Here is a 14,011-nt window from a genome sequence, read left to right as displayed (position 1 = left end):
AAGTAAGAGTGTAGAAGTGATACCTATCATTAACAAATGTGATTGCAAAGCTAAGAATGTTTTTTATTATAGCAAAATAAAAATAGAATAAATTATGAACAGGCTGTGAGATTTTTATTTTAGAATGATAGTCTGCTGATTTATAAAATATTAGCATTGTGTGGTGAACAAAAAGTTTTCCAAAAAGAAAATTGTTTTTCAAACTTGACTGGATGGGCTAATTCCTTTTAGAAAACATGGATAAACTTTAAATTTGTTCTTTGGTAACAATCTGCCATTCTTTTCTTATATTTGCAAAAAAATAGAAGAATGGAAATCCTAAAACAGAGAAGAACAATCCGCAAATATCAGCAGAAAGATATTTCTTCTGATTTGTTAAATGATTTGCTTGATTCTGCGTTCCGAGCCTCTACAGTCGGGAATATGCAGGTGTATAGTGTAATTGTAACGCGTGATGCAGAAAGGAAAGCTAAGCTGGCACCGGCTCATTTTAATCAGCCGATGGTGAAAACTGCGCCTGTAGTTTTAACATTTTGTATAGACCTGCGTCGTTTTACTAAATGGTGCGAACAACGAAAAGCAACTCCCGGGTATAATAATTTAGAGTGGTTCGTAACCGGTTCTGTAGATGCCTTGTTGGCAGCTCAGACTTTTTGTGTAGCTGCGGAAGAAAAAGGATTAGGTATATGCTATCTGGGTACGACGACTTACAATCCGCAAATGATAATTGAGGCCCTGGAGCTGCCTGAATTGGTGTTTCCTATTACAACAGTGACAGTGGGTTGGCCTGCTGAGGAACCTGCGCAGGTAGATCGGTTGTCGTTGGAAGCTATTGTACATGAGGAGACGTATCATGATTATACCCCTGGAGATATAGATCGCCTGTATGCTTATAAGGAATCTTTGCCTGAAAATAAGCAGTTTATTCTTGAAAACAACAAAGAAACTTTGGCGCAAGTCTTTACTGATGTACGTTATAAGAAAGAAGATAACGAAGTAATGTCGGAGAATCTTTGGAAAGTAATAAAAAAGCAGGGATTTTAACCCTGCTTTTTTAATGATGCTTGGATATCATCTATTTCTGCGCGGAAAGCCTTGTCTACTTCCCGTAATTCTTTAATGGTTTTGCAGGCGTGCAATACAGTCGCGTGATCTTTGTTGCCTATCAGTGTTCCTATCTTAGCCGTTGAGAAATCTGTGTAAGATTTGGCGAGGAACATAGCTATCTGGCGTGCCTGCACTACTTCACGTTTCCGTGACTTGGTATGGATTGTAGCGGTATCCAGTGAGAAATGCTTGCATACCACATTGATGATGTCATCAACAGTAACCGCTTTACTTTCACTTTTCACTACCTTCCGCACAATGCGTTGTGCCAGTTCCAGATCAATTTCCTTGTTATATATAGTAGAATGTGCCATGATGGAAATAACGATGCCTTCCAAGTCACGCACACTGTCGCCTACATTTTCTGCGATATAATCGATTACTTCCGGAGGGAATTGTAATCCGTCACGGTGTATCTTATTACGAAGGATGTTCTTGCGCAATTCTACAGTCGGTCTTTCCAGTTCAGCTACCATGCCCCATTTGAAACGGGTGATGAGTCGTTCTTCCATACCTTGCAGCAATACGGGAGCACGGTCCGAAGTCAAGATAAGCTGTTTGCCGTTTTGGTGTAAGTGATTAAAGATGTGGAAGAATGTATTCTGCGTTTTGGTAACACCGGCAAATTCTTGAATATCATCAATAATCAATATATCAATTGATTGGTAGAAGTTGATGAAGTCATTTGTTGTATTATTACGTACAGAGTCAGTATATTGTACCTGGAACAAATGTGCCGATACATATAATACTCTTTTGTCCGGATAGAGTTCTTTAATTTTTGTGCCGATAGCATTTGCGAGATGTGTCTTGCCTACACCTGACGCTCCATAGAAAAACAGCGGATTGAAAATTGTTTTTGCCGGATTCTGAGCGACAGCTTCTGCTACGCTGCGTGAAAGTTTGTTGCTATAGCCTTCAATAAATGTTTCGAAGTTGTATTCAGGATTCAGATGTGGATCTAAATCTGCAATAGGCGCTTGCGGTATCTCTTTGCCGATTATCTTTTTCTGTGGAATAATGGTGCGGGGGGTAGATTCGAGATTAACGGTAGTACGTGAACTCTTATCCACCATTACATTATACAATAACTTGGTACCATCACCAATGACTTTATATAGAGTTTTACGTAACAAGTCAACAAACTTGTCCTCCAAAAACTCATAGAAGAACTGGCTGGGTACCTGTACGACCAGCGTCTTGTCCTCATATTTTAAAGGTATGATGGGGAGAAACCATGTTTTGTATGTCTGCTCCGGAACATTGTCTCTGATGATTTCAAGACAGCGGTTCCATAGCCCGACATGATTTAATTCACTCATAACGGCTTTGAATACATTTATTAATTAAGCAAAACTTCTACGCTTGCAAAATTCGCAATCTTATTTGAGAAAAACAAATGTGTTTTTTCTTGTTTTTCTGTTAAAAGTAATAAGCTCTTTACTTTCAATCACTTATCTATTTACATGTAAATAGCCCCTTTTGAGGGCTATTGCATTTTTATAAGTATCTGTATTATAATATAATATGCACTTAAATAACAGGATTTTAAACTTTCTGATGGATTGTGCAGAAGGGAATACTTTAGTTCCTACATGGACTTACCGCGGCTTTTTCTTTCAAACCTGTTTGCTCCTGTTATTTAGACTTATTCTATTTAATAAGTTTTTCCCTACTTATCTTTTTTGCCGAACAAGGAGAAATGAACGTACCTTTTGGGGTGCGATTTCAGGTCTTCAAGAAGGCTGGCTGCATTGGCTGTTGTGGCATTCAGATTGTTGTAGAGCGACGGATCATTTAATAATAAACCAATCGTATTGTCTTTCCTGCCTAACTGGTCTGTAATCATTTTTACATTAGCTAATGTAGAGTCTATGCTGGCAAACGCAGCGGCATAATCTATTTCTTTCAAGTTATTACTGACTGTGATGAAGTTATCCCCGATAGTATTCAGCTTTTGCGTGAGTTGGGGAATATCTTTACTCATGATAGCCTGTAATTGTTGGCTGGTCACTTCCATGTTCGCCATCGTGTTTTGTACGCTATGAAGCGTACCCGGGATTGCCGGATCTCCAAGTATCGTATTTAGTGAGGCAAGAATTGAGTCCAGCTTGGGAAGCATTTTCTCTACTTGTGGCATAACTGCGGCTACTTGGTCCATGACGCCATTGTTGACACTACCTTGTAAAGTATCGCCTGTCTGGTACTTTTCGCGCGGGTTATTTGCCAGCAATAGATTCATTTTGACACCTCCCATAAGTTCAGAGGTCAGTTCAGCAGTACTACCTTTCGGAATGCGCAATTCCGGATCTACATCGATTTCTGCTATGACTTTTCCGGATTGTGTGTAGTCGTAATAAAGATCGCGTACAATACCTACACGGAAGCCATCGGCAAAGACCGGACTTGATTTGGTTAATCCATTTATGTTATGGAACTTGACGTAGAAATAGTTGGTAGGCTTAAACAGGTGGATACCTTTCAGGTAATTAATACCGTATACTAATATGCAGAGGGCAACAATACCCGCTATTCCTATTCTAACCTCTTTCGTAAGATACTTCATCATGATGTTATAGTCTTATTATTTATTTCTTTTTCTTTTTGAACTCCTCGATAGCCGTTTGAACGTTTATCTTCTTACCATTCTTAAAAGCGATGATAAAAGCGTCCTTAAACTTTGGCGTTATTTCACGTTTGGTACGTACTACCTTGTTATAGTCTGTTGATGAACCGTATGTATATTTATAAAGTCCACCTTCCTGGAAATGTTCCACACCTTTCAAACCTTTCAGTCTTTTATCATTGGCTGCGATAGGACGTGAAGAGGTGAGTATTTGTATTTTAAACACTGGACTGCCGGAATCGGTTTGCGATTCGGTAACTTTTCCTGCATTTTGTTTTGTTCTGGTAGTATTGGGAGAGGCTGCCGCTGGTTTTTGGGGGATTTCGGGAGATTCCTCAGTCTTTTCGTTGGTAGTATCTGATTCCTCTACATTGCCGGCATCTGTTTCTTCCGGTAATATGGTACGGCTACTTCCTGTCATACGTATTTCATGTTCACGTTTATAGGACAGGAAAGCGCGGAAGATTCCGTTTGCCAATGTAGTACTTCCGGTTTCCGAGTTTAGATAACGTTCCTCTTCCGGGTTGGATATAAAACCGAGTTCTACCAGGATACTGGGCATGGCACTGGCTTTGAGTACCAGGAAACCGGCCTGGTGCACACCACGGTCTGCACGTTTACAGGTATGGCGGAACTCCTTTTGTACCAGTGAAGCCAGATGCACACTTTGAGACATGTATTTGTCTTGCATGAATTCAAAGATGATGTACGATTCTGCAGAATTCGGATTAAATCCTGCATAGCGTGTTTTGTAATCACTTTCGTATAAAATCACGGAGTTCTCCCGCTTGGCTACTTCCAAATTAGCGTCCGACTTAGCTAAACCGAGTGTCCATGTAGAGGCGCCTTTGGCTGTTTTACTACCTGCCACAGAATTGGTATGAATGGAAATGAACAGGTCGGCTTTAGCGTTATTGGCAATATCCGCACGTCGGCCAAGAGGGATAAATACATCCCGTTCGCGAGTATATACCACTTTTACGTCCGGACAGTTCCTCTTTATTTGTTTTCCCAATTTGAGGGCAACATTTAGATTGATGGTCTTTTCTTTGGAGAATTTGCCTAAAGCGCCAGGATCATGCCCGCCGTGTCCGGCGTCAATAACGACAACGAAATCTTTCGCTTCGATGCTGGTGGTACAAAAAGGAGAGATGAACAGCCCGAAGCAAATACTTATATATAATATGTATCGTTTATAGAGTTCCATACTAAAAGCCGTTGCAAATGTAGTGGAAATTTATAGAAAACTGATGCTTTGTGTGAAGTTTTGTCACTTTTCTCCCGGATTTGTGATAGATTTCTTTAAAAGGGACTAACTTTGCACCCGCAAATTAAATAGAAAAAGGTATGTTAGTTCGTTTTCTTAAGAACTGGACGTTGCCAATGGCAATGCTTTCAGGTACTTTGGGGTACTTCATCCTTGCGAATGTCCCTTTCTTGGCGCCTACCAAACCATATATCAGTGATTTGATTGCGTACATAACCCCTCTGCTGATATTTGCCCAGCTATTACTGACCTTTTGTAAGGTGGAGAATCTGAATGAATTGAAACCAAAAGCATGGCATGGCTGGTTGCTGTTAATTCAGACGTTGTCTTGCCTGGCACTTGCTGCTTTGCTGGTATGTTGTCCGATGCCGGAAGTTTACAGGGAAGTGTTTGAAGGAGCTATGGTTTGTCTTATTTGTCCAACGGCTACAGCGGCGGCTGTTATTACCGGAAAATTGGGAGGCAGTGCGTCTACATTGACTACCTATACTTTATTATCTAATTTGTTGGCAGCAGTGGCAGTCCCATTAGTCTTTCCATTGGTGGAACCTCATGCTGATATGACTTTCTTTGCAGCCTTTTTGAAGATTCTTAGTAAAGTCTTTCCTTTATTGCTTTTCCCTTTTCTTCTGGCATGGTTCCTACGGCTATTTATGCCGCGTGTACATCATTTCTTGTTAGGTTTCCATGATCTTGCTTTTTATCTATGGGGTGTGGCGCTTGCCATCGTATCCGGACAGACAGTCCGTTCATTGGTAAATAGTGATGCGCCGGTTTCTGTTGAAATTCTGATAGCTCTTGCAGGATTGATTACTTGTTGTCTGCAATTCTTTTTGGGTAAAAGGATTGGTGGGCATTATAATGATCGGATCAGTGGAGGACAGGCTTTGGGGCAGAAGAATACCGTTCTTGCCATTTGGATGGCTTATACTTATTTAAATCCTTTATCTTCTGTAGGGCCGGGATCTTATGTTCTCTGGCAAAATTTGATTAATAGTTGGCAACTATGGAAGAAAAGAAAGAAACAATCTGTGCCTTAAAAACGTTTAGCATTCTCAAGGGGGGATTGCCTTGGATATCCCCCTACCGTTTCAGATAATATACCTTTAATCGGTAGGGGGTTGTCCTTATCAAGCAATCTTGAGGTTGTAGTGCAATTTTAACCTCGCTCTCTATGTTGATGCGTTGTGCTGTTGCGATATCTTAAGTGCTTTTTATTAGATATCGCAGGGCAGAAAATCTTTGTGTTTGCTCCTTTTTAAAGAAAAGTAGGAATATATAAGATCGATGTTACTGATCAAATGACGTTCCCTTTTCTTTACTTGTATTAAGATAGTATAAATCTTAATATTCAATAACTTGATTAATGCTACAAAGTTCTTTCTTAATTCGACCAAAACCAAAAAAGATGAGTGAAAAAGGAGTACGGATATTTGCGAAAATGTTCAATTGTTGATATGTTGACAAACTTTAACTCTAGAGAGCTTGTTGAAAGAATGGATAGAATGTGCATTTGCCCGGATTAAATGTATTTTTGTAGAAATTTACTAGAAAAAATTGTAATGGAAGAAAGTAGACTTCTTTTTGAAATATCGGAAGATATTGTAGCTAAGGAAAATGTTTCGGCAGATGATTTGCAGGATTATTTGGAGAATCCTTATCATGTAAAGGGAACTATCTTTGTGGTATGTATGAAAGGAAGTATAGAAGTTACATTAAATTATGGAAGATATATTGTTCGTGAGAATGATTACATCACTTTGCTGGATAACTCTTTTCTACAGATTCATAACGTTTCACCAGATCTTCGCTTTTCATATGCTGGCTTTTCTCCGAAGATCATGCATGAGGTGGAGTTTTTTAAAAAAGCATTTGATTATTTGTTTATTATCTTTGAGGAGCCTGTTAAGCATATATCTGAGAATTTGGAACTTTATATGCTACGTTCCATATCGTTATGGAAAATGATACGCGAAGTTCCGGAAATCTATAATAATAAAGAAGTGTTGAGAAGTATGTTGGGCACTTGCATTCATACGAGTATTGCAATGTATTATCAGGATAATTTGGAAGAAAGATGGGCTAAATCCCCAAAAAATGTTAGAATGAGCCGGCAATTTCTTAAATTGGTTGCGATACATTATAGGACAGAACGAGGAATATCATTCTATGCAAAAGAATTAGGGACTTCGAAGGAGAATTTGTGCCGTAATATTAAGAGTTGTACCAATATGACTGCTTTGGATGTGATAGACTACCTTATTATTATAGATGCAAAAACGCAACTGAAATCTACCAGTACTAGCATAAAAGAGATAGGTATATCATTAGGTTTTGATAATCTGGCTACTTTTTGCCGTTTCTTCCGCAGGCATACAGGAGTTTCTCCATTGAAGTACAGAGATAAATGACCCTTTTCTCTTTTAACGTAATAATAATTCCTCCTCGTTGTAGCGTGGACGATCTTTTACTTCAATGTAGATCTTTCCGATGTACTCACCCACAATTCCCAGGGATACGAGTATAGTACCACCTACTAACCAAAGAGAAATCATCAGGGATGACCAGCCGGGTACTGTATTGTGAAGAAAGTATGCACGTAGGGTCCAGATAGTGACGCAGAGAGCTATCAGAAGGAAAATGCAGCCCAACCAGAATATCATGCGTACAGGCTTGACTGAAAAAGACGTGATTCCGTCAATAGCAAAATTCAACATCTTCTTAAAAGGATATTTCGACTCTCCGGCGAAACGTTTGTCGCGATTATAATAAACGCAGGCGGTTTGATAACCAATGAGAGGCACTAATCCACGCAGATAAAGGTTACGTTCGCGGAAGCGACAGAGTTGCTGGATGGCACGGCTACTCATTAACCGATAATCTGCATGATTATAAACTGATTTTGCCCCCATCGTTTTCATCAGTCGATAGAAGGCGAGGGCGGTGGTGCGTTTGAAAAAAGTGTCAGTCTTGCGTTCACGTCGAACACCATAAACAATATCATTGCCTTCCATATAGCGTTCTATCATCTCAGGGATGACATTGACGTCATCCTGCAAGTCGGCATCAATGGAAATAGCTGCGTCGCAACGTTCCTTTACAGTATTCAGTCCGGCCATAAGTGCGTTTTGATGGCCCACATTTCCAGCCAGATTCAGCCCGCAGGCATACGACGTATTTTTATAAAATTCCTTGATGATTTTCCAGGTATGGTCTGTACTACCATCGTTTACATATAGTATATAACTTTTGGAAGATATGCGTTCTTCAGTTATCAGCCGATCGAGCAATTGGCTGAGCCGTTTATGTGTTTCGTGTAAAACAGATTCTTCCTTATAACAAGGTACTACGATAGCAAGTACTGGAGCTTCTTTCATAATCAATAGTTCTTTTTGCAATATTCGTAAGAAATCGGGAGAAAAACAAATTATCTTCCTTTGTATTTGAAAACGAATCTAACCAGCAAGAAGTTTACCGGAATGCCGATGGCGAATACCGGTATGGGTGCAAATGGTTTGGATATTCCAAACCAGAGAAATAGATTCAGCAAACTCATATGTAGAAGGTAATTGATCAGATGTGCTCCACCAAACCCAAAAGCCTTTTTCCAGGACGGCTTTTTTCTGAAAGTGAAAAAGGCTGTAAGGTAAAAATTGGCGATGAAACTGAGTACGTAACCTATGCTGTAGGCTATGTTGACATTGATGACCTGCTGGAGTATAATATATATTCCATAGTGTAGGGTGGTAGCAAAGATGCCTACCATAATGAAACGGACAAATGCAGGTAGTTGTTTCAGTCTCTTCATGTTCATAGAATTGAGATGGCAAAGTTAGGGATTGTTGCAGAATAATTTGTACTTTTGCGCACAGAAATCATTAAAAACAGAAATATATGTCAGATGATAGGAAGAAAGCATTCTGGTTTATAGCACTGCTCAGTGTGCTTGTGATACTCCCTTTTCTAGGAGAAACTATTTTTTATTCCAAAGGAGAACCACGCGAGGCTATCGTTGCATTTTCTATGCTGGAGAGTGGAAATTGGATACTTCCGGTAAATTATGGAACTGATATAGCTTATAAACCTCCTTTCTTTTATTGGTCAATTGCCACTGTGTCGTCGCTTCTGGGTGGAGTGACGGAATATTCGTCCCGCCTGCCGTCTGCTCTTGCATTTCTGGCTATGCAGTTGGTGTTTTTTTCTTTTATAGCAAAGCGCAAAGGTGTGAAGACGGCTTTTCTTGCTTCCATTCTTCTCCTCTCTTCTTTCGAAGTGCATCGGGCAGCGGTAGCTTGCCGTGTCGATATGGTGCAGGTATCATTTATTGTCATTTCATTATGTCTGTTGTTCCGCTGGGATGAGAAAGAATGTCGCGGAATTCCATGGCTGGCTATTTTATTGATGGGCTGCGCCACGTTGACCAAGGGGCCGGTAGGTTCCATTTTCCCTTGTGTCAGTATCGGTCTCTACCAATTATTACGCAGACGTCCTTTCTGGAAAACATTTTTCCGGTTATTTGTGATAGGAATACTTTCCCTGATTCCATATGCTGCTTGGATTAGTGCGGCTTATGTACAGGGAGGCCAATCTTTTATAGATTTAATGCTGGAAGAAAATACAGGCCGTTTCATGGGTAAGATGTCTTATGATTCGCATGAAAATCCGCTATGGTATAATTTCCTGACCATTATTTGGGGATGGATACCTTGGACTTTAGTACTGTTGATTTCTCTCTTTGGTTTGAAATGGAAAAATATAAGCTTATTGCCTGAAGGTTCATCTTTCGGTGAACGTATAAAGAAAGCCTGGAATAAATTCCGTTCACAATCGCCTCTGCAATTATTCACATGGGTAGTTATACTCTTTATTTTTGTGTTCTATTGTATTCCTAAGAGTAAAAGAAGTGTTTATCTGCTTCCTATCTATCCCTTTATGGCGGTGTTGATAGCCGAGTATCTGCTGGCTTTGGTACAGCGGGGAGCGAAAGTCTTTAAAATTTCGGCTTATATCTTTGCTTCGCTGGCTTTGTTGCTCACGATAACGTTTGCTGTGGTGCGTCTCGGACTGATTCCTGATAGTGTTTGGGGAACGGGAAAGCATGCCATGGAAAACGTAGGATTCATGAATGCATTGGAGAATGTGGATTTGTCATTCTCTAAATGGTTGCTTGTGGCTTTGCCGCCAATTGCAGGTGTCTGTATGTTGATTGCATTGGCAAAAAAGGCGGATTCTCGTTCATTATTATATGGTATAGCCGGTTGTATCTTGTGCCTGTTTGTTTCCTTAGACGGTGTTTATCAACCTACGGTACTGTCTACGAAATCAGACAAGCGTCTGGCAGAAGAAGTAAATACTTATGTGCAGGACGGGGTCATGTATTCGTACACTACACGGCTGATTCGTTTTTATTGCACTAATTACTATCTGAATGATCGGATGAGGAATTTTACTCCCGGTCTTTCCGGAACGGGATATGTGATGCTTTCCGAACGAACCAAAGAGGACTTTCTGAAAGAGTATTCAGATAAATATCAGTTGGAGGAAATCTATCTTACTCCTTATCGCAGCTGTGATTTACGCGATAAGGTATTGATTTATAAATTCAGTGAAAAATGAATCCGATAGAATTGATTGATGCATATTATCCGGAAGATAATGAGCGGAAGCATATCTTATTGGTGCATAGCCGTCTGGTAGCCGAGAAGGCTCTCCGCATTGCAGACGGCCATCCGGAACTTAACTTGGATAAAGACTTTTTATATGAAGCGGGTATGCTTCATGATATTGGTATTTTTCTGACTAATGCTCCGGGTATCTTTTGTTTTGGTGATCAGCCTTATATCTGTCACGGTTATCTGGGAGCTGATTTGATGCGCCGGGAAGGGTATCCCCGTCATGCGTTGGTATGTGAAAGACATACAGGCGCAGGACTTTCTCTAGACGATATTATTGCACAAAACTTGCCTGTACCTCATCGGGATATGCTTCCGGTGAGTATGGAAGAGCAAGTAATTTGCTTTGCCGATAAGTTTTATTCCAAAACTCATTTGGAACGGGAAAAAACGGTAGAGAAGGCTCGAAAAAGTATCTCTAATTTCGGTAATGTAGGCTTGGAACGTTTTGACCATTGGTGCGAACAGTTCTTGTAGCATTCTAAATTTCTTTAAAAAGGGAGATTATCCGTATAATTTACGTACTTTTGCCCCTTCAAGCGGAAACTATTAGTTGATTACGCCATTGAAAGCAAATACATTCATATCATTCATACTACTACTAGTCTTACTCCTGATCCCTGACGAGGCCTTTTCGCAACGTCGGCGTGGAAGGACTGTTCCTACAGGAATCGAACGGACTGACACCTTTAATATAGGAGGTGTGCAAGAGGGAGATACCCTGTTGAGAGGAGATACGCTGCAAAACGATACGATTCAGTTGCAGCCTGCCAAGAAGAAGCAACCGCTGGATGCTCCGGTTATTTATGAAGCTAATGACTCCATTGTGTTTACACAAGGTGGTGTGGCCAACTTGTATGGCGACGGCAAAGTGAATTACCAAAATATAGAACTGGCCGCTGAAGTGATAACCATGAATATGGACAGTAGTACGGTCTTTGCTCATGGTGTGGAAGATTCGTTAAAGGTGATAAAGGGAAGACCCGTCTTCAAAGATGGAGATACACCTTATGAAACAAATACGATACGGTATAATTTTAAAAGTAAGAAAGGGCTTATTAGTAATGTAGTCAGCCAGCAGGGTGAGGGATATGTTACCGGTAATAATGCCAAGAAGGGTATGAATGATGAGTTGTACATGAAAAGCGGTCGTTATACCACTTGCGATAATCATGATCATCCACACTTCTATATGCAGATGACTTATGCCAAGGTGCGTCCCAAGAAAAATGTTGTGACGGGACCTGCATATCTGGTAATTGAAGATGTTCCGTTGCCTCTTGCTGTTCCCTTTTTCTTCTTTCCTTTCTCCAGCAGCTATTCGTCCGGTTTCATAATGCCGAGCTATATGGATGACTCTGCTCGTGGTTTTGGTCTGACGGATGGTGGTTACTACTTTGCCATTAGCGATAAGATGGACTTAAAGTTAAGGGGGGATATTTTCACGAAAGGTTCATGGGCGCTGAATGCAGAAACTAATTACAATGTCCGTTATAAATTCTCAGGTCTGTTTCAGGCCAGTTATCAGGTGACCAAGACGGGTGACAAGGGTTTGGAAGATTATATGGTGGCAAAAGACTTTAAAGTTGTATGGTCACACCGCCAGGACCCGAAGGCTAATCCTAACTCTTCATTCTCGGCCAGTGTGAACTTCTCTTCCAGTAGTTACGAGCGCACCAATATCGGTAATATGTATAACTCGCAGGCTATGACACAAAATACTAAAACATCCAGTGTCAGCTATTCGCGTAACTTCCCCGATCAGAAACTTTCTATTGCAGCTACCGGTAACATTGCACAGAATATGAAAGATTCATCTATTGCTGTGACTTTGCCGGACCTAAACATTACCCTGAGCACCATTTTCCCTTTTAAACGGAAGAATGCAGTAGGAAATGAGAAGTGGTATGAGAAGATCTCTGTTCGTTATAGCGGACGTCTTTCTAACAGTATTACTACAAAAGATAATCTTCTGTTCAAGTCTAATCTGATCAAGGACTGGAAGAATGGCATGAAACATGAGATACCTGTCAGTGCAACATTTACGTTATTCAAATACTTTAATGTAACCCCGTCTGTTAGCTATACGGAGCGTTGGTACACCCGTAAGGTGATGAAGGATTGGGATCCGAATTCAGGTACCAGTGGGCAGGTTGTGAATACTGATACTGTCTACGGCTTCCACCGAGTATATAATTATAGTGCGAGCCTGGGTGTCAATACAAAGATTTATGGCATGTATAAGCCTTTGTTTATGAAGAAGAAAGAGATACAGATTCGCCATGTCATCACTCCTTCTATCAGCATCAGTGCATCGCCGGACTTTGGCTCTTCCCGTTATGGCTACTATGATACTTATCTTAAGCCCAATGCTGACGGAACACAGGATACCGTTGTTTACTCTCCGTATGCTGATCAAATGTTTGGTGTGCCGGGACAAGGTAGGTCGGGAAATATTTCATTTCAGATTTCCAATAACCTGGAAATGAAATACAGGGATAAAAACGACTCTATACGTAAGGTGAGTTTGATTGATGAGTTGGGTGCCAGCATTTCATATAATACGGCTGCTCAAGTACGTCCATGGAGTAATCTTACCCTAAATCTACGTTTGAAATTGAGCAAGAGCTATACCTTCAGTATGAGTTCAGTTTTTGCTACTTATGCTTACGATTTTGATAAGAATGGTAATGTAATAACAAGTAATCGTACGGAATGGTCTTATGGGCGTTTCGGGCGTTTCCAGGGATACGGAACTTCTTTCAGTTACACGCTTAATAATGACACGTGGAAGAAATGGAAAGCATTCTTTACCGGAGAAAAAGCGGATGATGATGGCAAGGGAAATGGGCAGACTGATACGGATAGTGAAGGTGATGAAGCTGATGATTCTGAGTCAGGTGCTCCTACAAAGCGAAAGAAAGAAAAAGCTGCTGTAGATAGCGACGGCTATCAGGAGTTTAAGATGCCTTGGTCCATAAATCTGAGTACAGGTTTTAATATTACGGAAGATAACACAAAGCCTATCAATAGAGAGAGTATGCGTTATCCATATAAATTTAGCCTGAATGCCCTCAATATCAATGGTAATATAAAAATCTCAAATAAATGGGCTGTCAGCTTCAACTCCGGTTATGACTTTAATGTTAAGAAGATTGTGCAAACCTCTTTCAATATAACGCGTGACCTGCACTGTTTCAGTATGTCTGCAAGCCTTTCTCCTTTTGGCACATGGAAGTATTATAGTTTTGTGATTCGCGCAAATGCGAGCATTCTACAAGACTTGAAATATGACAAAAAGAGTCAGACTCAGACGAATATCAAGTGGTACTAAGAGAA

The 14,011-nt window shown here is 40.4% G+C and carries 11 protein-coding genes; 6 read left to right on the top strand and 5 right to left on the bottom strand.

The features are described 5' to 3' along the window. Window positions 1-309: 309 nt before the first annotated feature. Window positions 310-1,044: an NADPH-dependent oxidoreductase gene (locus tag BACINT_RS01335; protein ID WP_007659997.1), complete on the top strand. Its 735-nt coding sequence runs from the start codon at window positions 310-312 to the stop codon at window positions 1,042-1,044. Here the strand turns inward: BACINT_RS01335 and dnaA are convergent. The 3 genes from dnaA to BACINT_RS01320 all read right to left on the bottom strand — a co-directional run bounded on the left by dnaA (window position 1,041) and on the right by BACINT_RS01320 (window position 4,940). Continuing rightward, window positions 1,041-2,429, bottom strand: coding sequence for a chromosomal replication initiator protein DnaA (dnaA, locus tag BACINT_RS01330; RefSeq protein WP_007659995.1), 1,389 nt, complete (start codon window positions 2,427-2,429; stop codon window positions 1,041-1,043). The genes BACINT_RS01335 and dnaA overlap by 4 nt on opposite strands. Window positions 2,430-2,779: 350 nt before the next feature. Then, entirely contained in the window at window positions 2,780-3,673 is an 894-nt protein-coding gene (locus BACINT_RS01325) for an MlaD family protein (protein ID WP_044154614.1), read from the bottom strand. A gap of 22 nt (window positions 3,674-3,695) precedes the next feature. Continuing rightward, window positions 3,696-4,940, bottom strand: a complete 1,245-nt coding sequence (locus BACINT_RS01320; RefSeq protein WP_007659992.1) for an N-acetylmuramoyl-L-alanine amidase family protein — start codon at window positions 4,938-4,940, stop codon at window positions 3,696-3,698. Between the two features lie 140 nt (window positions 4,941-5,080). Between BACINT_RS01320 and BACINT_RS01315 the strand changes: the two genes are divergently transcribed. Further along, on the top strand, window positions 5,081-6,040 hold the full coding sequence (locus tag BACINT_RS01315; RefSeq protein ID WP_007659991.1) for a hypothetical protein: 960 nt from the start codon (window positions 5,081-5,083) through the stop codon (window positions 6,038-6,040). A gap of 522 nt (window positions 6,041-6,562) precedes the next feature. Then, the gene (locus tag BACINT_RS01310) at window positions 6,563-7,411 is read left to right on the top strand and encodes a helix-turn-helix domain-containing protein (protein WP_021967658.1); all 849 of its coding nucleotides are present in this window, start codon (window positions 6,563-6,565) and stop codon (window positions 7,409-7,411) included. A 12-nt stretch (window positions 7,412-7,423) separates the two neighbouring features. Here BACINT_RS01310 and BACINT_RS01305 read toward each other — a convergent pair whose 3' ends face one another. Continuing rightward, window positions 7,424-8,377, bottom strand: a complete 954-nt coding sequence (locus BACINT_RS01305; protein ID WP_007659989.1) for a glycosyltransferase family 2 protein — start codon at window positions 8,375-8,377, stop codon at window positions 7,424-7,426. Between the two features lie 50 nt (window positions 8,378-8,427). After that, window positions 8,428-8,808 carry a GtrA family protein gene (locus BACINT_RS01300; RefSeq protein WP_044154613.1) on the bottom strand — a complete coding sequence of 127 codons (381 nt, stop codon included), beginning with the start codon at window positions 8,806-8,808 and terminating at the stop codon, window positions 8,428-8,430. 86 nt (window positions 8,809-8,894) lie between these two features. Between BACINT_RS01300 and BACINT_RS01295 the strand changes: the two genes are divergently transcribed. From BACINT_RS01295 to BACINT_RS01285, 3 genes are all read left to right on the top strand, one after another. Beyond that, a complete protein-coding gene (locus tag BACINT_RS01295) occupies window positions 8,895-10,616 on the top strand; it encodes an ArnT family glycosyltransferase (RefSeq protein WP_007659987.1) in 1,722 nt (573 codons plus the stop codon). After that, window positions 10,613-11,149, top strand: a complete 537-nt coding sequence (locus BACINT_RS01290; protein ID WP_007659986.1) for an HD domain-containing protein — start codon at window positions 10,613-10,615, stop codon at window positions 11,147-11,149. The genes BACINT_RS01295 and BACINT_RS01290 overlap by 4 nt, the downstream gene beginning before the upstream one ends. 79 nt (window positions 11,150-11,228) lie before the next feature. Continuing rightward, window positions 11,229-14,006 carry a putative LPS assembly protein LptD gene (locus tag BACINT_RS01285; protein ID WP_044154612.1) on the top strand — a complete coding sequence of 926 codons (2,778 nt, stop codon included), beginning with the start codon at window positions 11,229-11,231 and terminating at the stop codon, window positions 14,004-14,006. The last annotated feature ends 5 nt before the right edge of the window (window positions 14,007-14,011 follow it).

The organism is Bacteroides intestinalis DSM 17393 (assembly GCF_000172175.1).
Lineage (GTDB): Bacteria > Bacteroidota > Bacteroidia > Bacteroidales > Bacteroidaceae > Bacteroides > Bacteroides intestinalis.
The sequence above is the reverse complement of the archived record's forward strand: the minus strand, read 5'-3'. Positions and strand labels throughout refer to the sequence as shown.

Excerpts from the sequence above, each read along its gene's own strand:
- BACINT_RS01335 (WP_007659997.1), top strand. The coding sequence starts at position 310 with ATGGAAATCCTAAAACAGAGAAGAACAATCCGCAAATATCAGCAGAAA.
- dnaA (WP_007659995.1), bottom strand. The coding sequence starts at position 2,429 with ATGAGTGAATTAAATCATGTCGGGCTATGGAACCGCTGTCTTGAAATC.
- BACINT_RS01325 (WP_044154614.1), bottom strand. The coding sequence starts at position 3,673 with ATGAAGTATCTTACGAAAGAGGTTAGAATAGGAATAGCGGGTATTGTT.
- BACINT_RS01320 (WP_007659992.1), bottom strand. The coding sequence starts at position 4,940 with ATGGAACTCTATAAACGATACATATTATATATAAGTATTTGCTTCGGG.
- BACINT_RS01315 (WP_007659991.1), top strand. The coding sequence starts at position 5,081 with ATGTTAGTTCGTTTTCTTAAGAACTGGACGTTGCCAATGGCAATGCTT.
- BACINT_RS01310 (WP_021967658.1), top strand. The coding sequence starts at position 6,563 with ATGGAAGAAAGTAGACTTCTTTTTGAAATATCGGAAGATATTGTAGCT.
- BACINT_RS01305 (WP_007659989.1), bottom strand. The coding sequence starts at position 8,377 with ATGAAAGAAGCTCCAGTACTTGCTATCGTAGTACCTTGTTATAAGGAA.
- BACINT_RS01300 (WP_044154613.1), bottom strand. The coding sequence starts at position 8,808 with ATGAAGAGACTGAAACAACTACCTGCATTTGTCCGTTTCATTATGGTA.
- BACINT_RS01295 (WP_007659987.1), top strand. The coding sequence starts at position 8,895 with ATGTCAGATGATAGGAAGAAAGCATTCTGGTTTATAGCACTGCTCAGT.
- BACINT_RS01290 (WP_007659986.1), top strand. The coding sequence starts at position 10,613 with ATGAATCCGATAGAATTGATTGATGCATATTATCCGGAAGATAATGAG.